Annotated in this window: 23 protein-coding genes; 7 read left to right on the forward strand and 16 right to left on the reverse strand. The window is 52.9% G+C overall.

What is annotated here, in order from left to right; genetic code table 11:
* Positions 1-23 precede the first annotated feature (23 nt).
* The 6 genes from B9K09_RS12560 to B9K09_RS12585 form a co-directional block, all read right to left on the reverse strand.
* Positions 24-833 carry an AraC family transcriptional regulator gene (locus tag B9K09_RS12560; protein ID WP_087519086.1) on the reverse strand — a complete coding sequence of 270 codons (810 nt, stop codon included), beginning with the start codon at positions 831-833 and terminating at the stop codon, positions 24-26.
* A 110-nt stretch (positions 834-943) separates the two neighbouring features.
* Positions 944-1,384 carry a hotdog fold thioesterase gene (locus B9K09_RS12565; RefSeq protein WP_087517120.1) on the reverse strand — a complete coding sequence of 147 codons (441 nt, stop codon included), beginning with the start codon at positions 1,382-1,384 and terminating at the stop codon, positions 944-946.
* A gap of 80 nt (positions 1,385-1,464) precedes the next feature.
* Positions 1,465-3,132, reverse strand: coding sequence for an AMP-binding protein (locus B9K09_RS12570; protein ID WP_087517121.1), 1,668 nt, complete (start codon positions 3,130-3,132; stop codon positions 1,465-1,467).
* Positions 3,133-3,252: 120 nt separating this feature from the next.
* The gene (gene sixA / locus B9K09_RS12575; protein WP_087517122.1) at positions 3,253-3,714 is read right to left on the reverse strand and encodes a phosphohistidine phosphatase SixA; all 462 of its coding nucleotides are present in this window, start codon (positions 3,712-3,714) and stop codon (positions 3,253-3,255) included.
* Positions 3,715-3,724: 10 nt separating this feature from the next.
* Positions 3,725-4,072 (reverse strand): DUF4389 domain-containing protein, encoded by a 348-nt coding sequence (locus B9K09_RS12580; RefSeq protein ID WP_087517123.1) that lies wholly within the window; start codon positions 4,070-4,072, stop codon positions 3,725-3,727.
* A 54-nt stretch (positions 4,073-4,126) separates the two neighbouring features.
* Positions 4,127-5,149 (reverse strand): NAD(P)H-dependent glycerol-3-phosphate dehydrogenase, encoded by a 1,023-nt coding sequence (locus B9K09_RS12585; RefSeq protein WP_087517124.1) that lies wholly within the window; start codon positions 5,147-5,149, stop codon positions 4,127-4,129.
* A gap of 560 nt (positions 5,150-5,709) precedes the next feature.
* Between B9K09_RS12585 and fabA the strand changes: the two genes are divergently transcribed.
* Together fabA and fabB are read left to right on the forward strand one after the other, a co-directional pair.
* A complete protein-coding gene (fabA, locus tag B9K09_RS12590; protein WP_087517125.1) occupies positions 5,710-6,225 on the forward strand; it encodes a 3-hydroxyacyl-[acyl-carrier-protein] dehydratase FabA in 516 nt (171 codons plus the stop codon).
* 12 nt (positions 6,226-6,237) lie between these two features.
* Positions 6,238-7,458: a beta-ketoacyl-ACP synthase I gene (gene fabB / locus B9K09_RS12595; protein WP_087517126.1), complete on the forward strand. Its 1,221-nt coding sequence runs from the start codon at positions 6,238-6,240 to the stop codon at positions 7,456-7,458.
* Between the two features lie 66 nt (positions 7,459-7,524).
* Here fabB and B9K09_RS12600 read toward each other — a convergent pair whose 3' ends face one another.
* Positions 7,525-7,989: a DUF3859 domain-containing protein gene (locus B9K09_RS12600; protein WP_087517128.1), complete on the reverse strand. Its 465-nt coding sequence runs from the start codon at positions 7,987-7,989 to the stop codon at positions 7,525-7,527.
* A 137-nt stretch (positions 7,990-8,126) separates the two neighbouring features.
* A complete protein-coding gene (locus B9K09_RS12605; RefSeq protein WP_087517129.1) occupies positions 8,127-9,170 on the reverse strand; it encodes an amidohydrolase family protein in 1,044 nt (347 codons plus the stop codon).
* Between the two features lie 172 nt (positions 9,171-9,342).
* Between B9K09_RS12605 and B9K09_RS12610 the strand changes: the two genes are divergently transcribed.
* Positions 9,343-10,203 carry a pirin family protein gene (locus B9K09_RS12610; RefSeq protein WP_087517130.1) on the forward strand — a complete coding sequence of 287 codons (861 nt, stop codon included), beginning with the start codon at positions 9,343-9,345 and terminating at the stop codon, positions 10,201-10,203.
* Between the two features lie 110 nt (positions 10,204-10,313).
* A complete protein-coding gene (locus B9K09_RS12615) occupies positions 10,314-11,561 on the forward strand; it encodes a sugar MFS transporter (RefSeq protein ID WP_087517131.1) in 1,248 nt (415 codons plus the stop codon).
* Positions 11,562-11,629: 68 nt separating this feature from the next.
* On the opposite strand, the gene B9K09_RS12620 is transcribed toward B9K09_RS12615, so the two are convergent.
* From B9K09_RS12620 to B9K09_RS12640, 5 genes are all read right to left on the reverse strand, one after another.
* On the reverse strand, positions 11,630-12,361 hold the full coding sequence (locus B9K09_RS12620; protein ID WP_087517133.1) for a dienelactone hydrolase family protein: 732 nt from the start codon (positions 12,359-12,361) through the stop codon (positions 11,630-11,632).
* A 69-nt stretch (positions 12,362-12,430) separates the two neighbouring features.
* Positions 12,431-14,335 carry a molecular chaperone HtpG gene (gene htpG / locus B9K09_RS12625; RefSeq protein WP_087517135.1) on the reverse strand — a complete coding sequence of 635 codons (1,905 nt, stop codon included), beginning with the start codon at positions 14,333-14,335 and terminating at the stop codon, positions 12,431-12,433.
* 113 nt (positions 14,336-14,448) lie between these two features.
* Positions 14,449-15,702, reverse strand: a complete 1,254-nt coding sequence (locus tag B9K09_RS12630) for an MFS transporter (protein ID WP_087517136.1) — start codon at positions 15,700-15,702, stop codon at positions 14,449-14,451.
* Between the two features lie 29 nt (positions 15,703-15,731).
* Positions 15,732-16,178, reverse strand: coding sequence for a PaaI family thioesterase (locus B9K09_RS12635; RefSeq protein ID WP_087517137.1), 447 nt, complete (start codon positions 16,176-16,178; stop codon positions 15,732-15,734).
* A complete protein-coding gene (locus B9K09_RS12640; protein ID WP_087517138.1) occupies positions 16,175-16,651 on the reverse strand; it encodes a PaaI family thioesterase in 477 nt (158 codons plus the stop codon). Before B9K09_RS12640 ends, B9K09_RS12635 begins: the two co-directional genes overlap by 4 nt.
* A gap of 231 nt (positions 16,652-16,882) precedes the next feature.
* Between B9K09_RS12640 and B9K09_RS12645 the strand changes: the two genes are divergently transcribed.
* Positions 16,883-17,173: a hypothetical protein gene (locus tag B9K09_RS12645; protein WP_087517140.1), complete on the forward strand. Its 291-nt coding sequence runs from the start codon at positions 16,883-16,885 to the stop codon at positions 17,171-17,173.
* A 56-nt stretch (positions 17,174-17,229) separates the two neighbouring features.
* On the opposite strand, the gene B9K09_RS12650 is transcribed toward B9K09_RS12645, so the two are convergent.
* The 3 genes from B9K09_RS12650 to B9K09_RS12660 all read right to left on the reverse strand — a co-directional run bounded on the left by B9K09_RS12650 (position 17,230) and on the right by B9K09_RS12660 (position 19,430).
* Positions 17,230-17,622: an MAPEG family protein gene (locus B9K09_RS12650; RefSeq protein ID WP_087517141.1), complete on the reverse strand. Its 393-nt coding sequence runs from the start codon at positions 17,620-17,622 to the stop codon at positions 17,230-17,232.
* On the reverse strand, positions 17,619-18,353 hold the full coding sequence (locus tag B9K09_RS12655) for a DUF599 domain-containing protein (RefSeq protein WP_087517143.1): 735 nt from the start codon (positions 18,351-18,353) through the stop codon (positions 17,619-17,621). The genes B9K09_RS12650 and B9K09_RS12655 overlap by 4 nt, the downstream gene beginning before the upstream one ends.
* A 309-nt stretch (positions 18,354-18,662) precedes the next feature.
* Complete coding sequence (locus B9K09_RS12660) at positions 18,663-19,430, reverse strand: GntR family transcriptional regulator (RefSeq protein ID WP_087517145.1); 768 nt, start codon at positions 19,428-19,430, stop codon at positions 18,663-18,665.
* Positions 19,431-20,107: 677 nt separating this feature from the next.
* Between B9K09_RS12660 and B9K09_RS12665 the strand changes: the two genes are divergently transcribed.
* Entirely contained in the window at positions 20,108-21,457 is a 1,350-nt protein-coding gene (locus tag B9K09_RS12665; RefSeq protein ID WP_087517146.1) for an NCS2 family permease, read from the forward strand.
* Between the two features lie 113 nt (positions 21,458-21,570).
* Positions 21,571-22,200 (forward strand): LysE family translocator, encoded by a 630-nt coding sequence (locus tag B9K09_RS12670; protein WP_087517149.1) that lies wholly within the window; start codon positions 21,571-21,573, stop codon positions 22,198-22,200.
* Positions 22,201-22,264: the final 64 nt, after the last annotated feature.

A 22,264-nucleotide genomic window follows, 5' to 3' on the forward strand; every position in this document is an offset into this window, starting at 1 on the left:
TAAAAAACTAGGAAGGGTTTAAATCAGCGGTTTGAACGCAGCTTTGCTGGAGGCAAACCGTAGGTTCGGCGAAACAAACGAGAAAAATGCGCTTGATCGTAGAAGCCCAGTTGCAAGGCAATTTGACTCAGTGACTCACCGCTCAGTACGCGCGGTAACGCCCTTTCCAAGCGCAATTGAGTCAACCATTGATGCGGCGGCAAACCACACTGGCGACTGAAGCTACGCAGTGCCTGCCAAGGGCTTAGGCCACAAAAAGCGGCCAACTCTTCGAGCAACGGCGGCTGATCAAGCCGTGACTCCAGCCAGTCACGCAAACGCGCCCAAGTGCGCAGGTCAAAACCTTGATCATGCTCCTTGATCCGCAGGGTCGAGCTGATATCCAGCAAGGTTGCGAGCATATTCAACAGGTAACTTTCCTGCGCCAGTGTCGAGTCACCGTTGACTAAAGAGGCATGCAGGCTGCCTAACTGCTGTTGCAGCTTTACATTGCGCAAAGAAGAACTGGTCAGGCGCGGCGTGCCATGGCGTTCGTCACTAAAGCTGCGACTGGCCAGTTCAAGTCGTTGTGGATCGAGGGCCAGCACGCGGATGCGATAACCCTCGCCAGTCAGACTCGCGCCGTCATGAATCTGTTCAGGTGCCATCAGCAACGCGTCGCCCATTGTCGCCTGCTGGCGCTCACCACGGCACACATAACGATGCTGCCCGCGCAACATCAAGCCGATGTGGTACTCCAGGTGAAAGTGCCGGGGAAAGGCAAAATTATGGTACTCGGCGTTGATCAAACGTACGCCGGGTAAACCACTGATGATGTGCTGAGTCTGTTCCATAGGCGCTACTTTACCTACTTGCAGCGCTATGATCTTGGACAAAATTGCAGCGGGCAACACAATCACAGCGTGGCTGGTTTGCGTGCCTTTTTCAGAGGATTCCTGGCCGCTTACTTGGGTATTTCGCCACCATGGGCGACAACCGCCACCGTGAGCCGTGAAATGCAACTGGTTTTGCCATCTTCAGTCGTCAGTCGAATGTCCCACACATGCGTTGTGCGGCCCAGGTGAACGGCTCGCGCAACAGCAGTCACACGTCCGCTGCGCACACCGCGTAGATGGTTAGCATTGACCTCCAGGCCCACACAGTAGAATTTCTCTGTATCGATACACTGGTAGCTTGCGGTGGAGCCCAATGTTTCAGCGAGCACCACCGATGCGCCACCATGCAGCAGTCCATAGGGTTGATGGGTACGGGAATCAACGACCATGCTCGCAGTTATCGACTCATCGTCAAATGACTCGAAGCGGATATCCAGCTGTTCACCGATGGTATTTTTCAGCGTTGCATTCAAACCATCGATATCGGGTGTTCGGCGCCACAGGCTCATACGCGTTCCTTATATATAACGTTGCACCACCACCGATGAACCCGAATCAAGCACGACCGGTGAGTATTGTTCACAGCGGGTCAATCATGCCAAACCAGAGGTTGGCGACTGTCACTCCACGCCGGAAAACGACTGGCGTAAGTATCCTCGACCACATTGCGCTTGATTTTCAATGTCGGTGTCAGAAACCCATTCTCAATCGACCATACATCTTTTACCAGCACCAAGCCTTGCAGCCGCTCGTGTTGATCAAGGCGTGTATTGACCTCCTCCAGCAGCTTTTTCAGGCTGTTTTCAAGCTCGCCACGGTCACTATTGGCCGCTTCCTGGCGGCCAATATCAGACAACACACAGAGCGCCATCGGCTGCGCCATACCGTCACCGACTACACACACTTGCTCAATGCGTGAGTGCACAGCTAAACGGTTTTCAATAGGTGAAGGCGCAACATATTTACCTTTGCTGGTTTTGAAAATTTCCTTGATCCGTCCGGTCAAACGCAAATTACCGTCTGCATCCTGCTCACCTTTGTCGCCGGTGCGCAGGAAACCATCCGGGGTGATCGTCTCTGCTGTTTTTACTGGGTCTTTATAGTAGCCCTGCATCGTTGCACCGCTGCGCACCTGCAACTCGCCATCTTCGGCGATGCGCGCCTCAACTCCGGTACTGTTTTGACCGATCCAGCCCTTTTTGTACTTACCCGGGCGACACACGTGCGAGTAACCACAGTTCTCGGTCATGCCGTACACCTCAAGCACATCCAGGCCCATGCGTTGATACCACTTAAGCAACGCTTCGGGCACCGGCGCGGCACCCGACAAGGCAAAGCGAATTGCATCCAGCCCCAGCCCGGCTAGAACCTTCTTGCCAACGATTGAACCGATGATCGGCAACTTGAGTAAGAAATCGAGTTTTTCGGCGGGCATCTTGCTGTACACCCCCATCTGGAACTTGGTCCAGATACGCGGCACGGCAAAGAAAACGGTGGGTCGTGCGCGCTTAAGGTCCTCGAGAAAGGTGTCGAGACTGTCGGCAAAGAACACCGTCGGGCCACCATAGAAAGACGAAAGCTCAATAAACATGCGCTCGGCAACATGGCATAGCGGCAAATATGACAGCAGTCGATCATCTTCAGTGACGCTAAACAGCGTGCGCGCATTGCTGGCAGCAAAGCCAAAATTACTGAAGTTATGCATCACCCCTTTGGGCAGGCCGGTGGTGCCGGAGGTGTAGATGATGGTTGCCAACTGGTCGGGTTCAGGACTCGGGCTATCTTGTATCGGAGAGCAGGCCTGCAAATCACTCCAATTGAAGTCAAAACTTCCCTCGGGATGCAGCGCCATGGCGACAGTCGGGATGGCGTCTGGAATACCCGGTGCCATGCTCGGCCAGTTATCAAGCTTGCCGATGAATGCCAGCACCGACTCTGAATGCTCAAGCACATGGCTAATCGATTCAGCGCTCAGGTTGGGATACAACGGCACAGACACGTGGCCAGCCATCCAGATGGCTAAATCAGTGATTATCCAGTGTGCACAGTTTTTGGAGATGATTGCGATGTGACTGCCGGGCGGCAACTCACGGCTTCGAAGCCAATGTGCTGTGCGACGGGCTTGCTCACCCACTTCAGCCCAGCTGAGAGACTCAATAGTGCCATCCGGCAGTGGTTGCACAAGATAGCGCTTATCGGGGTGGAGCGACTCTCGATGATAGAATGCATCGAGCGGTAAACGAATCGCATCAGCCATGAAGTTTCTTCCCTTGTTATTGTTTTCGGGGTCAAACCAAGCAACTGCTTGGTTTGACTATTCCATGCCCAAAGGCATCCCGCAAGAGGAGAAATGTTTCGTTGTGTAGTGCTATTTCAATTAATGATGGGCATGCACTACGGCCAGCAAATCCATGGCCCCAGCGGCAACCATCGTTCCGTCAAGTTCAGCCAGGCTTGCGGTCATCATAGGCAGCGGTTGCTCCCGATGACCATGGATCAGCAAACCGGCTAAATCACCGACCAGAGGCTGATGCGTCACCAACAAGATTTCATCATCCGCATATATATCCAACTGGCGGATCACATTACGCGACTGGCTATCTGGGGTTAACCAGGGCGCCGTGATGATTGGCGAGGCGTAGTCGAGCACTTCCGCGACCAATGCAGCTGTTTGCTGGGTACGCAAATATGGGCTGGCAATAATCTGCCGAATGGGACGCCCCACAAGCTGCAGCGCAGCCTTACGCACTTGATCGTGGCCGTGCGCTGTCAAAGCCCGCGCAGCATCTGTCGGTGCATTAGGCTGCGCCTCGCCGTGACGCAGTAACCACAGGCGCATTAGCGACGACTCACAGCTTAGGCTCTTCGTCACGCACCGGGTGCGGAGCAGGCGGAACTGAATGAGCCGCTTCACCTTGAGGGGCTTGTGGGCTTGGCCAATCGGAAAACGGCCATGGCTTTGCATCAGTATTGAAGGTGCCGAAGCGGCCGATCTGCGCCAGGTACTGACTCAGGCTGTCGCCAAAAGAAAGCACGGCTTTGCTCGGTGCGCCGTAAATCAAGCGATAAACCAACTGCACAACAACAGCCACGCCCAGCAGCAGAACAGCGGCTTGCCAGATGACACTAAACAGCACCATCCACAGGATTCTGAGCAGCAGTGACTCACGTTCGATGAGGGTGTCTTTTTCAGCCATGTGATTCTCCCTGAGTACTATTAATGCAGGTAATGCAGGCTTACAACGCCCGCCTCAAAAACCGGTGGTAGAAATAAAGTCAACGTCAGTTTTGGGTTCGGCTTGCATCAATTTATCAATCACCTGACCCAAGGTGCGTCCACCAAACAAAATAGCGTACAAGCCATTGACCAGAGGCATGTAAACCTCCATTTCATCAGCCTTCGCCTTGAGTACCTTGATCGTGTTGACGCCCTCGGCAACCTCGCCCAAACGCGCCACTGCATCTTCCAGACTAAGTCCTTCGCCTAGGGCGAAACCCACCTGATAGTTGCGGCTCTTGGGTGATGAGCAGGTGACGATCAAATCGCCCACGCCGGCTAGACCGAGAAAGGTCATCGGATTAGCGCCGAGTTGCACAGCAAAACGGGTCATCTCAGCCAAGGCACGGGTGATCAGCATGCTTCTGGTGTTTTCACCCATCTCCAGTGCTGCCGCCATACCGGCGATGATTGCATAGACGTTTTTCAATGCCCCGCCCAATTCAACACCGAAACGATCATTACTGGCGTAGACCCGAAAGGTTTTACCGTGCAGAACCTGTTGCACGTGCTGGCACAAAGCTTCGTCTTCACTGGCAACGACTGTTGCAGTTAAAGCGCCGGCGGCAACTTCTTTAGCCAGATTTGGCCCTGAAATAACTCCGATGCGCGCTTTTGGGGCAATTTCTTCAATAATCTGGCTCATTAGCTTGAAGCTCTTGGCTTCAATGCCTTTGGTTGTGCTGACTAGCATTTTACCGCCCAGCAACTCCGCCACAGGCTGCAGCGCTTGACGCAGTGCGCTTGATGGCAGGGCGACAAAAATCAACTCACAGCGCTCGACGGTGGATTGCAAATCGCTAAGAGGCTCGACACCGAGATGAATTTTCATGCCTTTGAGGTAGCGTGGGTTTTCACGCGTCGCCAATATCGCTTCGACCTGAGTATCGTCACGCATCCAATGCAGAACACGCTGGCCGTTTTCAGCCAACAGGTTTGCGATTGCAGTGCCGAAGCTGCCGCCACCCAAGACGGCGATAGGTTGTTGCTCTGTCATAAAACATCCGTTGTGCGCCATTTATACTGGCATTCTTAACGCATTATACGGGCCAAAGACCCTGCGGCTAGCCTAAACCGGGTCGACTCATGCGTCGAAGTCTGTATTTTATAGGCAAGTCATTGCCTCGCAAGCGTTGTGGGGCGGGCCATCAGGCGCCATAAAAATGCTGCCAACATCGCACATGCTCAACAAATAGCCGCATGCCGTTACAGTTTGTCGGCATTGACTGAAAGCAATGCATTAAACGTCGGGTAATTCTGCTAGGTTGAAGTTGTCAGCATGCTCTGGCGTGTACGGCGCATAGATTGCAAGTGAACAATCAGGCGCTGTAGGCTTCCAACCTGAGTGACTAAAGTGCTACAGGCGAATACTCAACTAACAACTAAAATGTGCTTTCACGGTACAATTGGCAAGCAGAGTACAACTGTACACTGTAAGCTGTGACTTTCATGGCAACGCAACAGTCTATTAGTGTAGAAAGCTGATCTGCGACCTGTCGCACAACCAGCCTGAACGACCTGCCCAGCCATGGAGCATGGGATTATTGAGGAGCTCGCATGACCAAACAAAACGCCTTCACCCAAGAAGATCTGTTGCGCTGCAGCCGCGGCGAACTGTTCGGCGAGGGTAATGCGCAACTGCCCGCCCCTAACATGTTGATGATGGACCGCATCGTTCATATCAGTGAAGTTGGCGGAAAGTACGGTAAGGGCGAGATCGTCGCAGAACTCGATATCAACCCAGACCTGTGGTTCTTCGGTTGCCATTTTGAAGGCGACCCCGTCATGCCTGGCTGTTTAGGTCTTGATGCCATGTGGCAACTCGTTGGCTTTTACCTAGGCTGGCAAGGCAACCCCGGCCGCGGACGTGCATTGGGATCTGGCGAAGTTAAATTCTTCGGCCAGGTACTGCCAACCGCTAAAAAGGTCACGTACAACATTCACATTAAACGCACCATCACCCGTTCGCTGATTCTGGCTATCGCAGATGGCACGGTTAGCGTTGATGGCCGCGAGATTTACAGTGCCGAAGGCTTACGCGTTGGCCTGTTCACCTCCACTGACAGTTTCTAAAGGATTTTTTCCATGCGTCGCGTCGTAATTACCGGCCTCGGCATCGTTTCTTGCCTGGGCAATGACAAAGAAACAGTCTCCGCCAACTTGCGCGCGGGTCGTTCTGGTATTCGCTTCAATCCGCAGTACGCTGAGATGGGCTTACGCAGCCACGTTTCAGGCTCGATTGATCTGAACCTTGAAGAACTGATCGACCGCAAACTCATCCGTTTCATGGGTGACGCGGCGGCCTACGCTTACTTATCCATGGCTGAGGCGATCAAGGATTCTGGCCTGAGCGAAGACCAGGTATCCAACCCGCGTACCGGTCTGATCGCCGGTTCTGGTGGCGCCTCAACCGTCAACCAGATGGAAGCCATCGACACCCTGCGCGAAAAGGGTGTCAAGCGTATTGGCCCGTATCGTGTAACCCGTACCATGGGCAGCACCGTATCGGCATGCCTGGCAACGCCATTCAAAATCAAGGGCGTTAATTTCTCGATTTCCTCTGCTTGCGCAACCAGTGCTCACTGCATCGGCCAGGCAATGGAGCAGATCCAGCTCGGCAAGCAAGACGTGGTTTTCGCGGGCGGTGGTGAAGAAGAACACTACAGCCAGAGCTGCTTGTTTGATGCAATGGGCGCGCTGTCGACGCAATACAACGAAACCCCAGAAAAAGCATCGCGTGCATACGACTCCAAGCGCGATGGTTTTGTCATTGCTGGCGGTGGCGGTATGGTTGTGGTCGAAGAACTCGAACACGCCCTCGCCCGCGGCGCGAAAATCTACGCTGAAGTTATTGGCTACGGCGCAACATCCGACGGCTACGACATGGTCGCGCCAAGCGGCGAAGGCGCTATCCGTTGCATGAAGCTGGCGTTGTCCACGGTTGAAGATCCAATTGACTATCTCAACACCCACGGCACCTCGACACCGGTTGGTGACGTTGCAGAAATGCGCGGCGTACGTGAAGTGTTTGCTGATAAAGCGCCTGCGATCAGCTCGACCAAGAGCCTCTCAGGACATTCGCTTGGCGCCGCAGGCGTTCAAGAAGCCATCTATTGCATGCTGATGATGGAAGGCAACTTCATTGCTGGTTCGGCCAATATCGATGAGCTGGACCCAGACGTTGCAGATATGCCAATTCAGCTGAAAACCAAAGAGAACGCTCAGATCAACACTGTGATGAGCAACAGTTTTGGTTTCGGCGGCACCAACGCAACGCTGGTGATGAAGCGCTGGACAGGCAAGTAAGCAGCGCTTACACGCTAAATAAAAAGGGCGCCTATATGGCGCCCTTTTTAGTGTTTGCGATTTGACTCAACGAACAGTGAATGTCTGTTCTGCGAGCTTGCGATCACCTTGGAAAACCATGAACTGCCACTCGCCTGGAACAACTTCATAATGTTCCGTGAACTCAAAAGCCATGGTATCCAGCGGTGCGCCAGGCACCATCTTCTGGGTAACCACGAACTTGTCATGACGCTGACCATCAGGGCTGGTGACCCCTGGCGTCAAATAGAGCAGTGTCAAAGGCTCAGCGTCCACTGTCTTGCCTGACAGCTTGTAGCGCATACCAAACTTGGTGCCCAGCTTGGCTGGCACGCTCTCAGTGGTTTCAATTTCTTGATTACTGCGTGTCAGCACGCGCTCGCCCGGCTTGAAGTCCTTATATTGAGTGGCAAATACGCCGTACTCTACCGGCCCTTCAACACGCACTTCTGCGTGCACCAAACTTGCCATCACTGTCAGTGCTACAGCAGCACCAATACGGGTGTAATACATGTCGCGCTCCTGAGTGTCGATGGCGCGAGCGTATGACACCAGCATGACAGGACAATGACAAAACAGACGGTGCAAAAATTACTGCGCCCACAGCGGTTTTAGCAACCCTGAAAAGGCGCAGTTATCTGCGTGTGATTTTATTCAGCGCTGGGTTCTTGCTCGGCAAGCTCAGCTTGAACTTTGCGTGGCAGAACGGCGAGAAAGTTGTCACGAGCGACCTTCTGCGCAACATCTGCGGGTAACGCGTCCAGAAACGGTGTAAAGCCGCTCATGTACTTCTCAAGGCTGTCAAAACGGCCTACAACATCAGAGCCCAGCATAAAGCGAGCCGGATAACTGCTGACCAAATTGACCCATTCAGGGTCAGGATTACCATCTTTGTCCAGTAGATAAGGCTCTAACACCGTCCATGACAGGTCGATGTAAAGATTCGGGTAGGTTTCCAACATGCGCTTAAGCGTCGGCAAGAGAAAATCCAGCTTGGTCTGATGGCGATGAATCTCCATGCTGGTACCTGCATGCGCCCAGATAAAACGCACGCTTGGATGGTTGCGCAAGGGGTCTTCGATTTCTTGTAGATAGAGCGGATTACGTTCACGCTTGGAGGTGATATTGGAGTGCAGCATCACCGGTAAATCGTACTCTGCAGCCAGGTGATAGATCCGCGCCAATGCCTCGTTATTGGCGCGTGGCGTGTCCCCTTCGATCAACGCTGTTAGGTCGTCGTGACGGGTAAATATCTCACCAATGCCTTGCCACAAACCCGGGTCGAGTTCGAGGGTTTGGCGTACTAAAGCATCGGCGTTCTTGTCATTCGGATTGAAACCAGACAAGAACGGATGAAAGCGGCGGCGCTGTTCAGCTGGCAACTTGTTATAGGCATGGGCGATCAAGGTATCTGTTGCGCTGTACCAATAGGCGTTGGCATCGTCACCGGCGTAATAACGTGGACGCTTGGGCTCGTTTTCGTGCCATTTCTTGGCAACCGGGATACCCGAAAGCATCACGTGATCGATATTCGCTGCCGCCATGTTGGCAACCAGCTCATCGAGTCCGGCGCTTTCCTGAAAGAAGTCGACATAATGCAGATGCGCATCACTATAACGATAATCCCGCGCCTCAACAGTGCTTGCAGCTGTTGCGGCGGCTAGTACTGCTATACCCAGACGAAATAATGACAAACGCAAATACTCCCTATAACGTGATTTACATAGAGTCAGTTAAGCCGTAGCGAGTTCACCTGGCAATTTGCCCCATTGTTACAAGAAGTCAGTAAGCTCGGGCATTTTAAACCAATGAGCGGCTAAACCAGCGCACCCAGTATTAGTTGCAGTCATTTTTGGAGAACCGTACATGAGTGAGCTTCAAGTAATTCAACCGCGCCGGGAAGAGATTGAAGGGCAACCCATACTGCGCCCTCTTCCCTCGGCAAAATGCCGCAGCGTTGGACCGTTTGTGTTCTTCGATCACATGCTTGAGCATAACTATCCTGCGGGAAGCGGGATGAACATCAATCAGCACCCGCACATTGGCCTGTCGACGCTGACCTACCTTTTTGAAGGCCAGCTGCAACACAAGGACAGCATCGGTTCTGACCAGTTGGTGCAGCCCGGTGACGTCAGCTGGATGACCGCAGGCAAACAGATCGCCCATGTCGAAAGAACCCCGCAAGCCACACTCAAGACAGGCTCTAACCTGCATGGCTTGCAAGTCTGGCTGGCCCTGCCAGAAGCTAATCAGCAGGATGATCCAAGCTACAGCCATCACCGCTCTGATTCCCTGCCGCGCAGTGAGAGCATGGGCGTTGAAATTTGCATGATCGCTGGCAATGGCTTTTGTCTTGAGTCACCGGTACCGGTCAAATCCCCCACGTTATACGCCGAGGTCAAGCTGGTCGCTGGCGCCAGTTTGGTCATACCCAGCGAGCACCGTGAGCGGGCGATTTACATGCTGGAAGGTGAAGCCCAGCTGGGTTGTAGCGATTTGTCCGTGCGTGCACTGACATTGCTGCCCGAGACGCAAGAGCTGACGCTGCTGGCGTGCACAGCGTGCCATTTGGTAATTATTGGCGGTGAGCCACTCGGCCCAAGGCGAATCAATTGGAACTTCGTATCCACTGACTCACAGCTGATAGACCAGGCAAGACAAGCTTGGACAGCTCAGGAGTGGCCACGTGTACCGGGTGAAACAGAGCGCATAGAACTACCACGCTGAGCCTGATTTCCGGTTAAACGGTCAGCTTTTGGTTAGCGCTATCATAGAAACTACAGGTAGAATCGCCGCCCACTGCCGCTCGCCAATGCGGTGACCTATTTGGAGTGGATATGCCTCACAAGCCGGCCAAGCACACCCGTGCACTGATTGTATTGACCTCGTTGTTCTTCATGTGGGGGCTCATAACCTCACTCAACGACATCCTGGTGCCGCATCTAAAAGCCGTTTTCACACTGACCTACGTCCAGGCATCAATGGTTCAGTTCAGCTTCTTTATCGCCTATTTCATCATGTCATTCCCCGCAGGCCGCCTTGTTGAACGTATCGGCTACAAGAGCGGGATCATTGCTGGCTTGCTGGTTGCAGGCGTCGGTTGCACCCTGTTCTACCCTGCCGCTTCCGCGCACTCTTACCCATTCTTTCTGGCTGCGCTGTTTATTCTGGCCACTGGCATTACGGTCTTGCAGGTGGCGGCAAACCCTTACGTCAACGTTCTCGGCAACCCAGCCACCACAGCCAGCCGGCTGAATCTGACTCAGGCGTTCAACGCGCTTGGCACTACTGTTGGCCCACTGGTTGGCTCGGTGACCATTCTGGCAATCGGGGTTGGCGCAGCTTCACAAATAGGCGACAGCAACTCAGCGGCTGATTCAGTGAAAGTACCGTATTTGGTATTAGCGGCTTTACTCGGCGTGATAGCCATTGTTATTGCCTTGTCTCGCTTGCCAACAATCACTCACCCAACAACCAAGGATGGCAGCGGTGAGAACGGCTCTATATTTGCCCATCGTCACTTGGTTTTAGGTGTGATCGGTATCTTCGCCTACGTGGGTGCCGAAGTGTCTATCGGTAGTTACCTGGTCAGCCTGATGGAGCAACCTGATATCGCCGGACTTTCCAGTCATGTAGCCGGTAAGTACCTGGCCATTTACTGGAGCGGCGCCATGATCGGTCGCTTCATCGGCAGCGCCCTGATGCAACGCATCAAGCCGAGCCGCATGCTGGCCTTCAATGCGGTGGCCAACACCCTGCTGATTGCCACAGCCATTAGTTTCGGCGGTCACATTGCTATGTGGGGGCTGATTCTTATGGGCCTGTTTAACTCGATCATGTTCCCGACCATCTTCTCCCTAGCCCTTGAAGGCCTGGGTAAGCTTACGGGTAAAGGTTCGGGCTTGTTGTGCATGGCGATTGTTGGAGGTGCGATCGTACCGATGATTCAGGGCTTGTTTGCCGACAACATCGGGCTGCTTGCCTCGTTCGCAGTGCCAATGGCCTGTTACCTGTATATTTTCTACTACGGGGCCTGGGGCTCACGCGTTTATGTGACACAGCCGAGTGCTCAACTGGCGCGTTAAGCGCGTCTGATTTGAGCCATAAAAAACGCAGCCAATTGGCTGCATTTTTTATGGCTCAATGCGCTTGATTAACCAGCAAAACGCTCATCAAGCAAGTTGCGCATAGCGGTGAACGCTCGCGCCGCTGTCTTTTCATCATACTGCGCCGTGCCCGGCATGTTGGCGTGCGGATCAGTAAAGGAATGCACCGCCCCACCGTAAGTCACCAGTTGCCAATCTACATTAGCCTCGGTCATTTCCTTGGCGAACTCAGCTAGCTGCTCACGTGGAACCAACGGGTCGGCGGCGCCATCGAGAACCAACACAGAGCCTTTGATGTTTTTTGCATCGGCAGGTGTTGGTGTATCCAACGTACCGTGGAATGAGACCGCAGCTTGCAGCGGCGCACCATCGCGGGCGAGCTCAAGGGAGCAACAGCCACCAAAGCAGAAACCAAAGGTCGCCTGCTTAGCGGTATCCAGTGCAACCTTGTCAGCCTGAGCCAACAGCGTTTTCAGCGAGCCCTGCATGCGCTTGCGCAGTAACGCCCGGTCGTCTTTGAGCGGCATCATCGCGGAGCCGGCTTCATCAGCATTGGCTGGGCGCACGGTTTTGCCATAAAGGTCGGCAATAAACACCACGTAGTCATCGCCAGCAACCTTGCGTGCAATCTCAATCGCACCCTCAGTCACCCCCATCCAGTTGGGTGCCATCAGCAAGGCTGGACGCGGCGTTTTGACTGCGCTGCTGAAGACCAACTGGCCTTCGAACTGCACGCCATCGATCTCGTATGCAACAGGTTGAACATTGATATTGCTCATGTATGCACTCCCGATTTCAAGGTTAGAAGATACAAAAAAGCCCGCATCTGCGGGCTTTCATGACACCTATTAAGCTGACATCTCAACCAGTAGCTTATTCAGACGCTGCACATAAGCGGCAGGGTCTTTCAGGCTATCACCAGCAGCCAAGGCTGCTTGGTCGAAGAGGATGTGCGTAAGATCGCCGAAACGGTCTTCATCCTGCTCCGCATCCAAGCGCTCAATCAGCGGGTGAGCTGGGTTGAATTCAAAGATCGGCTTGGACTCCGGTACTTTCTGGCCACTGGCCTCAAGAATCTGGCGCATTTGCATGCCCAGGTCTTGCTCACCAATCGCCAAGATAGCTGGAGAGTCGGTCAGACGATGCGATACCCGCACCTCTGCAACCTGCTCGCCCAGAGCGGACTTCAAGCGCTCAGCCAGACCTTCTTTGGCCTTGGCTACTTCTTCCTGAGCCTTCTTGTCTTCATCAGAATCAAGCTTGCCAAGGTCAAGATCACCACGGGCAACGTCTACGAACGACTTACCATCGAACTCAGTCAGGTAGCTCATCAGCCACTCATCGATGCGATCGGTGAGCAACAGTACTTCAATGCCTTTCTTACGGAAGACTTCGAGGTGCGGGCTGTTTTTAACCTGCGCATAGGATTCGCCTGACAGATAGTAAATCTTGTCCTGGCCTTCCTTCATGCGCGCAATGTACTCGGCCAAGCCTACTTCTTGCTCGCCTTCAGTACCTGCTGTCGAGGCGAAACGCAGTAAGCCTGCAACTTTGTCTTTGTTGGCAAAATCTTCTGCCGGGCCTTCTTTAAGCACCTGGCCAAAGTTTTTCCAAAATGTTTTGTACTGCTCGGCGTCACCCTTCGCCAGCTTCTCAAGCATGTCCAGGACGCGCTTGGTCAGCGCCGACTTCATCGAGTCGATGACCGGGTCTTTCTGCAGGATTTCACGGGAGATATTCAGCGACAGGTCGTTCGAATCCACCACACCTTTGATGAAGCGCAGATACAGCGGCAGGAACTCGTCAGCCTGATCCATGATGAACACGCGCTGTACATACAGTTTCAAGCCGCGCGGCGCTTCACGCTGATACAGGTCAAATGGCGCACGACCCGGCACGTACAACAGCGAAGTGTATTCCAGCTTGCCTTCGACCTTGTTGTGGCTCCAGCTCAGTGGGTTCTCGAAGTCATGGCCGACGTGTTTGTAAAATTCCTGGTATTCCTCATCCTTAACCTCGCTGCGTGGACGCGTCCACAAAGCACTGGCGCGGTTGACGGTTTCCCATTCTTGCTCAGCAGGTTGCTCTTCTGCCTCGTTGGCCGCCTCTTTTGGCAGCTCGATTGGCAGCGCGATGTGGTCGGAATACTTTTTGATGATGTTGCGCAAACGCCAACCATCGGCAAACTCGTCTTCAGCGCTTTTGAGATGCAGAACGATACGCGTACCGCGCTCGGCTTTCTCAATGGTGGCAATTTCAAAATTGCCTTCGCCTTGTGAAGACCAGTGCACGCCCTCGCCCGCACTAAGCCCGGCACGACGTGTGAATACTTCAACTTTGTCGGCAACGATGAATGCCGAGTAGAAACCAACGCCGAACTGACCAATAAGGTGCGAATCCTTCTTCTGGTCGCCGGTCATGTTCTTGAGAAAATCAGAGGTGCCTGACTTGGCGATGGTGCCAAGGTGCGCGATGGTTTCGTCGCGGCTCATGCCAATACCGTTATCCTCAAGGGTAACGGTTTTAGCCTCTTTGTCGAAGCTGACACGGATTTTCAGCTCTGCGCCACCTTCAAGCAACTCTGGCTTGGCAAGTGCTTCAAAACGCAGTTTATCGACAGCATCCGATGCGTTGGAAATCAATTCGCGCAGGAAGATTTCTTTGTTCGAATACAGCGAATGGATCATCAGGTGAAGCAGCTGCTTCACCTCTGTCTGGAAGCCCAGGGTTTCTTTTTGAGTTTCCACACTCATGGTCGTTTAACTCCACATTTGATGGCCAAGCCTTTATCGGCGGTAGTCATTCAAATGGGGGGCATACACCAATATTTCAAGTGCTTAGTTGAATTCAAAGGTATTTTTTTAACTCAAGGCTCAAGCAACTCAATGGTTTTGATCTGTTCTGGGTCAACCGTAAAGCGTGCTTCACCCGAGCCATTTTTGAGTTGCTGCAGAACAATTTTTCCATCGCTATCTACGCCGCGAAAGAGTCCTTCAGCCTGACTGCCACGCAGAGTCGCCGCGCGCATGGCCAAACCATAATAACGCTCAGGATTACGCAGCAGACGCTGCAGAGAGAAACGAGGACGTCGATCAATCTGTCGCGTCGCGATCTCTGGCAGTGCCTCTTTCTGTTGCGCGGTAGCGGAAGTCACGACCGGCGTTTTGAAATCTTTTGCCAGCTTGGCGTAGCGATCGCCTTTTATGGTCCAGCCCGCACGAGGAGACTTCACCAGCTGTAAGGGAACTTGTTGCAGCCCGCCATTAATACTCGCTTCAACAGTCATATCAATCGTGCTGGATGAAAATGCCACCATCGGCAAAGGGCTCAGTTGCACAAGACGCGTGGTGAAGCGCCGCTGCAAATAGTCTTCAATGATGAAAGCGAGGGTATCGAGTGAATCGACATTGCGATCAACTTGGCCGTCAACGTAGCGCAAGCCATTACTGTACAGCTCAACCTTGCCGCTCAATGTAGTCTTGAACTGCGGCGGCAGGACCAAGTGGAAATCCCCTGCTAGCTTGTTCGGAGCCAACGGTGTTAATGCCAGGTGCAAGGTATAGCCGTGACGCACACGACGGGCCTCTGGCAATTCCTGCTCGGGCAATAACCAGCTGATTTCAATCTCCGGGATGTTGCCAGTATCGGTTGGCAGCACATCAAGATTAACCGCGCCGCTGACCGGCTGAGGCAGGCGAATCACCACTTCACGGCGGGCAAAGAAGTCCCGCCCTTCACGCAGCGTCAGCACACCGCCGACCAATTCGCCCTGTTGCGGGCTGAATGGCTGATTATTAAGTTCACCGTTCAAGTCGAAATCAAGTTCAGCAGTCGCCGACGTTTCGGGCTTCAACCATTGCAGGCTGAGGATATCGGCCAAACGCTGGCTGTCATGACTGGCCAGCATTGTCAGGCCGACAACCAGTGGAATAACGCCCAGCGCACACAGACCAATCGGCTGCTTGGCAGACTTCCAGTGGCGAAACAGGTAACCCAGCGTCAACGGCGGCATCAAGCTGGCCCAGCCCCACAGTAGGCTTGTGCCAAAGGCACGCATCACTAGCCAGACCAGCCCTGCCAAAATCAGCAGTAAGCCACCGAGGATCAACAACGAATCCATGCAACTTCCTTAAAAAAATGCCTGACCGCTTAGGGTTCGTCGACCTTAAAGTGCGCACGAGCGGTCGCAATCGGCTCAGCCTGATTGGTTTGCCAAGCGGTAATCGCCACGTTGGCGACACGTCGCCCCTGGCGCCAGACCTGGCAACGAACGAAGGTGTCACGATAATGACCTGCACGCAGGTAATCTATCGAGAAGTCGATGATTTTGGGTAAATGTGGAATTTCCATGAACATCAGCAAGTGCAACATGGCCGAATGCTCCATAAAACCTGCGATTACGCCACCATGAATGGCAGGCAGAACCGGATTACCGATGTTGTCTTTATTGGCTGGCAGGCGAAAAACCATATCATCGCCCAAACGTAAGCACTCTATACTTAGCAGCTTTGCGTACGGAAACATACTGATCAGAATGTCGTAGTCATTGCTCTCATGCGCATCACGTACACACTGATTGAGGTCGAGACCGCTCATTGTGCAGCCCCCTGAATGTTTTTCTTCAGGCTTGCACGACCCTGCGCGACTTTACCCATACGCATAAACGTACCGACCACATGCGCAATCGGCTGCTGCGGATCATCCTGATAGGCGTAACCCCGGGTAAAAATAATGTTCGGCGTGACGCGATAGCACTCAGCGAAACCGTATACATTTTTATGCGGCTCAGCAGGATGCATATAGTCGATACGAAGATCGAGCGTTGGGCAAATCTCAAATTCCGGCAACACACATACAGTCGAAATACCGCACGTAGTGTCCATCAGCGTAGTGATTGCACCACCGTGAATCACTCCAGTTTCTGGGTTACCCACAATCTGCGGGCTGTACGGCAAACACAGGGTGAGCCCTTCAGCCGTAGCTTCATGAACATGCAGACCCAATACCTGACAATGACGCAGTGCGCTTAAAAAACGCTGCGCCCGTTCTAGAATCGCCTTGTCACTCATTTATTTAGCCCTAAGCCCAGCCGCAAAAGTCAGCATGATAACGTCTAGGCTTGTGTGTGTGAGCAATAACGCACAGGCTCAAGTGCAATGCTTTCGTCAACTAACTGCACAAACCAAACCCTTAGCTAGATTCACAATAGGCAGAACTGAACTAATGTCTTATTTGCGTGTTCTAAAAAGCATGCTGTGGGGAAACCCGGCAATATCGATACTTATAAGGAGTACTTAACTGTGCAAAAACCATTTGCCTATGCCCTAATTCTTGCCTCCATGCTTGCTTTGGGCGCTTGTGAAAAAACCCCAGAAGACAAGATGGAGTCTGCTAAAGAGTCTGTTTCCGAAGCTGCAGAGTCGATGGGTGATGCCACCCAGGAAGCGGGTGAAGCCATCAAGCAAAAGACTAACGAAGCCATTGGCAATGAGCCTACAACTGGCGAGAAAGTTGAAGGTGCCATGGATGATGCTTCCGACGCCATCGAAGAAGCTGGCGACGAAACCAAAGATGCAATTGACAATAATTAAGCCTTCGCGCTTATAAAAAAACCCCGCAAATGCGGGGTTTTTCATGCCTGCAGAGTTTACAAAGCAGGTGAAAGCATCAATGCCAAACTGCATAACAATCCAACAAACCAGACCAGGCTTCGCTGCCAATGCCAGTCGGCCCAGTAAAAGACTAGATACAGCACCCGTGCAACAACGAAAGTCAGAGCCAAGGCATCAATCAAATAGCCCTGTGTTTGCGTGACGTGCGCCATCAATACACCTACCGCAAACAGTGGAAACGCCTCAAAGCTGTTCATGTGTGCCGCGAGCGCACGCGCACCAAAACCTGTGAGTTGAGCCTGCTGGCTGCGAGGATGATGATTATCGTATGTCCCGCCGCCCTGCTGCTGCATCGCTTTTGCGACTGGAATTTTGGCGACAAAAATCAACAACGCACTAATAAACACACACCAAAATGGCAGACTCATTCAGTTTTCTCCTTCCCCGGCTCAATAGTTGGAGTTTGCGTGTAAACCATGACCTCAAGCACATCAGAGTGAAACTCACGTCGATACAACACCATTACCACACCGGTTGTGACCGCGATGAAGAACCATGGATTGATAAACCAAGCCAAGGTCGCCATACCGAAATAGTATGCGCGTAAACCATAGTTAAACTGGTTAGCTGCCATAGAGATGACGCGTGCAGTACGCTCGCTGTACGCCTTCCGTTCTTGCTCAGTCACATTGCGCTCGCCAACCATGGGCGCAGAGCCCACCAGAACCGCAGCGAAATTGTATTGACGCATGCACCAACTGAAGGTGAAAAACGCATACACAAACACCACCCCCAAACCCAGCAACTTGATCTCAGACAAGCTGCGAGTGGTTTCCTGGACAAAGGGTAAATCAGCCAACAACGACAAGGCGCGGTCCGAAGAGCCCAAAACAGTCAGAATACCGGCAAGAATAATCAGCGTGCTCGATGCGAAAAATGAGGCGTTGCGCTCCAGATTACCGATAACGTTAGCGTCGGCAATGCGGTTTTCACGCAACAACATACGGCGCATCCAATCTTCACGATACAGATGCAAGACACTGGCGAGACAGGGAGTCGTCTTGGCCTTCGCGTAGGAGTAGCGGCTATAGCCGATCCAGCAAATCAAAAACCAAATGACTGCAATCACGTGAGGCAGGTGAATATCACTAATCGGCATGAGCACTCCTTGTTATTCCATGGCGATTATAGACAAGCTGCGGCACTGACCGCCTAACAAAATCGAGTGACCAGGCATCTGTTTAAGAAACTCATTGAGCGGCAGGGATAGCTACCTGGGTGAGAAAATCCATCGCAGGACCATTCAACCGACAAAGTTCGCCAAGGCCGAGCAATTAGTGTGCAGCAGACATAAAAAATCCGATACCAGAGACCTGACATCGGATTTTTACTAAGCTCGACATTTTATTCAAATGCCCAACTTTGAATGGCGCTTGCCGCGGTATAGCCCGTTAAATCCTCTAGGCTATCAGCTGTTGACGATTGCCTTTCCCGGTTTTTTCTTGGTTTGCAGCAGGTGCGAAAACACTGCGTGCAAATCATCAGAGGCACTGTCCTCATCGAGGTTGAGCTTACTGTCGATGTGATCCATGTGATGCATCATCAAATTGACCGCCCGCTCGGTATCGCGCGCCTCAATGGCATCAATCAATTGATTGTGCTCATCGTACGAACAATGCGAGCGGCTGCCGCTCTCGTACTGCGCGATTATCAGCGAAGTTTGCGATACCAGGCTTCGCTGAAAACTAACCAGCGGAGCATTCTTGGCCGCTTCAGCCAACTTCAAGTGGAACTCACCCGACAAGCGAATACCCGCACCGCGATCACCGCGAGAGAAGCTGGTCTGCTCATCTTCGACCATCTGACGCAGCTCATTAAGCTGATCAATTGTGGCGTATTGCACTGCCAGCTCAGTTATTGCTCGCTCAACCATGCGCCGCGCATAAAAAATCTGGCGGGCTTCTTCAACACTTGGACTGGCAACCACAGCACCACGGTTTGGCCGCAGTAACACAACGCCCTCATGCGCTAAACGCGATAAGGCGCGGCGGATGATCGTCCGGCTTACGCCAAAAATCTCGCCTAAGGCCTCTTCACTAAGCTTGGTGCCGGGAGCCAGACGCTGCTCCAAGATAGCATCAAAAATATGTGCATAAACGACATCGTCCTGCGTCCCACTGCGACTGCTTTTAAGGGCACGGGACTGCTTTTTTAGGGGCTGCAATTGTTCGTTCATTCGGGCTCGCGTCAGAGGGATTCAGCAATTTAAAACAGGATCAGGGCTAACCTGTAATGCAAGACATGGTAAGCCTTACACCTAACGTCATCACTGTTAGTTAGCTTTATTACGTAATAACGTGTGACTGGCAAGTCGTATGCGCAGAAAAACACAAAAAAACCTGTCCTATTGTACACAATTCACCCAAACCTCGCATATCTTGCACATATATAGTCGCTGATCATGAACCTCAATCTGACTCATCCGCGCGTTGGATTCAGCCAATTGCACTAATTTGCTTCGATCCCGCCATCACAATTCGCATTTATTGAGCATTATTCCAAACTAAAAGCCATTGAATACTCGATATAACGCCCAGCACCGCTGCCACTTGTCGCTCTGGGTTCCATTTAAAAATTTATACATCTGTCTGTTTTTAAACATTTTTATCTTTAATACCAATCACCAGCAGCCCTCAACCCGTTGATTTCAGTGGTTGATAGCTTGCTCACGAACGAAAAACAGTATTTGCATTTTTTGTATACAACAGCATAATCGCGGTGTGTGACTTCCTGACCGCTCGGTCAACAACTTAGCCAGTGAGCACACTCAAACTGCCACCTGCCTCAGAGAGTTAACGTGCGCATAGCGCCAGCTCTGGGTGGTACACAACAAGAGAAATGAGGAGTACCCGCGTGGAAAGCGTTAAATCAGAACAAGTTGCTCAGCCTGGCGCTGGGCTTGCTAAAAGCGGTTTACTAGACCGTTTTTTCAAGCTGACCGAGCACCGCACCACCATCAGAACCGAACTGCTTGCAGGCCTGACAACCTTTGTCACCATGGCCTACATCATTTTCGTTAACCCCAACATCATGGCTAACGCTGGCGTCGATCATGGCGCCGCCTTCGTTGCGACCTGTATCGGCGCGGCGCTTGGTTGCTTTCTTATGGGGCTCTACGCCAACTGGCCGGTCGGCCTGGCACCCGGCATGGGCCTCAACGCGTTCTTCACCTACACCGTTGTCGGCGAGATGGGTTACAGCTGGGAAACTGCGTTAGGCGCAGTATTCATTTCCGGCGTGCTATTTATGATCATGAGCCTTTCACGTATCCGTGAGTGGCTACTCAATAGCATTCCCATGAGCCTACGATTTGCCATGGGTGCTGGGGTCGGGTTATTCCTCGGCTTAATTGGCCTGAAGACAGCCGGCATTGTCGTCGACAGCCCGGCCACGTTAATCACCATGGGCTCCTTCGGTGAACCGACAGCTTTGCTTGCTGCTGTCTGCTTCCTGATGATCGCCGTACTCAGCCATCGCAATATATTTGGCGCCATTCTGGTCAGCATGTTGACGGTCACCGCGATTGGCTGGGGCATGGGTCTGGTTGAGTTTGGCGGCGTGGTTTCAATGCCTCCGAGCTTGGCCCCCACCTTCCTGGCGATGGACATCAAGGGCGCATTCCAGATCTCGATGGTCAGCGTCATTCTGGCCTTCTTGTTCGTCAACATGTTTGATACCGCAGGCACGCTGATGGGCGTCGCTCACCGCGCCAAGCTGGTTGATGAAAATGGTCAGATCCAGAACCTTTCCAAAGCCCTCAAGGCCGACAGTACCTCAAGCGTTATCGGTGCAATGGTTGGCTGCCCGCCTGTTACCAGTTACGTTGAAAGTGCTTCTGGCGTCGCCGCTGGCGGTCGTACTGGCCTGACAGCAGTCGCGGTTGGCGTATTGTTCCTTTGTGCGATGTTCTTCGCCCCGCTGGCCGGTATGATTCCTGCGTATGCCACAGCAGGCGCACTGATCTATGTAGCCATGCTGATGATGAGTGGTATGGCGCACATCGACTGGGAAGACTTGACGGACACCATCCCGGCCATCGTTACCGTGGTGATGATGCCGCTGACCTTCTCAATCGCCAACGGTATTGCACTGGGCTTTTTAACCTACGCAACCCTGAAAATACTGACTGGGCAACGCGACAAAGTATCGGTGTCCTTGTACGTACTGTGTATTATCTTTATCGCTAAGTTTGCCTTCCTCTAAGTCGCTACTGCCGCTTAGTCGCCCAGCCTGAACAGCTTCTGCGCTGGGTGGTAGGAACGCTCTAAACCCCGACGCTTATGCGCCGGGGTTTTTCAACATCTGGAGTAAGCAACATGAGTTTGGAAACCTGGTTATTGTTCAGCAGCGCGGCGTTGATTGTGATCCTGATTCCCGGACCACTGTCGCTGTTGATGGTCAGCAATAGCTTGAACTATGGCCTGCGCCGCTCAATACCCGCATTTATCGGCGGTGTGTCAGCCTCCATCTGCCTGCTCAGTGCTTCCGCTCTGGGACTGGGCGCTCTACTGCTGGCGTCCGAGCAACTGTTCTCCGCGCTAAAACTGATTGGTGCTTTGTATCTGTTCTATCTCGCCTGGCAAAGCTTGCAGGCCTCACGCCAAGCAGCCAAGCCTGCCACTGCCGATGAACAACCGGTAAACCCCAGTTTCAACAGCATGTTTTGGAAGGCATTTGGTTTGGGTGCGAGCAACCCGAAAGACATTCTGTTCTTCGCAGCATTTCTGCCGCAGTTTCTCTCTACCGATCATTCACTGCCCCAGCAATTGCTGGTGATGATCGCCACGTGGGCAGTTCTCGATCTCGCCTGCAAGCTGTTCTACGGCCTAAGCGCCCAAGGTGCGGCCCGTTATCTGCGCTCCGGCAAAGGCCAAGTGTGGTTCAACCGAATCAGCGCGGGCCTGTTTGGCGCCGCCGGCACAGCTTCGTTACTGAGCCGTCAATAACAGCCTAACCAATGCCCCAACCAGGTCTGGATGGGGCAATAGCCGAAACCCGGTCGGCTGGAGG

Source organism: Pseudomonas sp. M30-35 (assembly GCF_002163625.1).
GTDB lineage: Bacteria > Pseudomonadota > Gammaproteobacteria > Pseudomonadales > Pseudomonadaceae > Aquipseudomonas.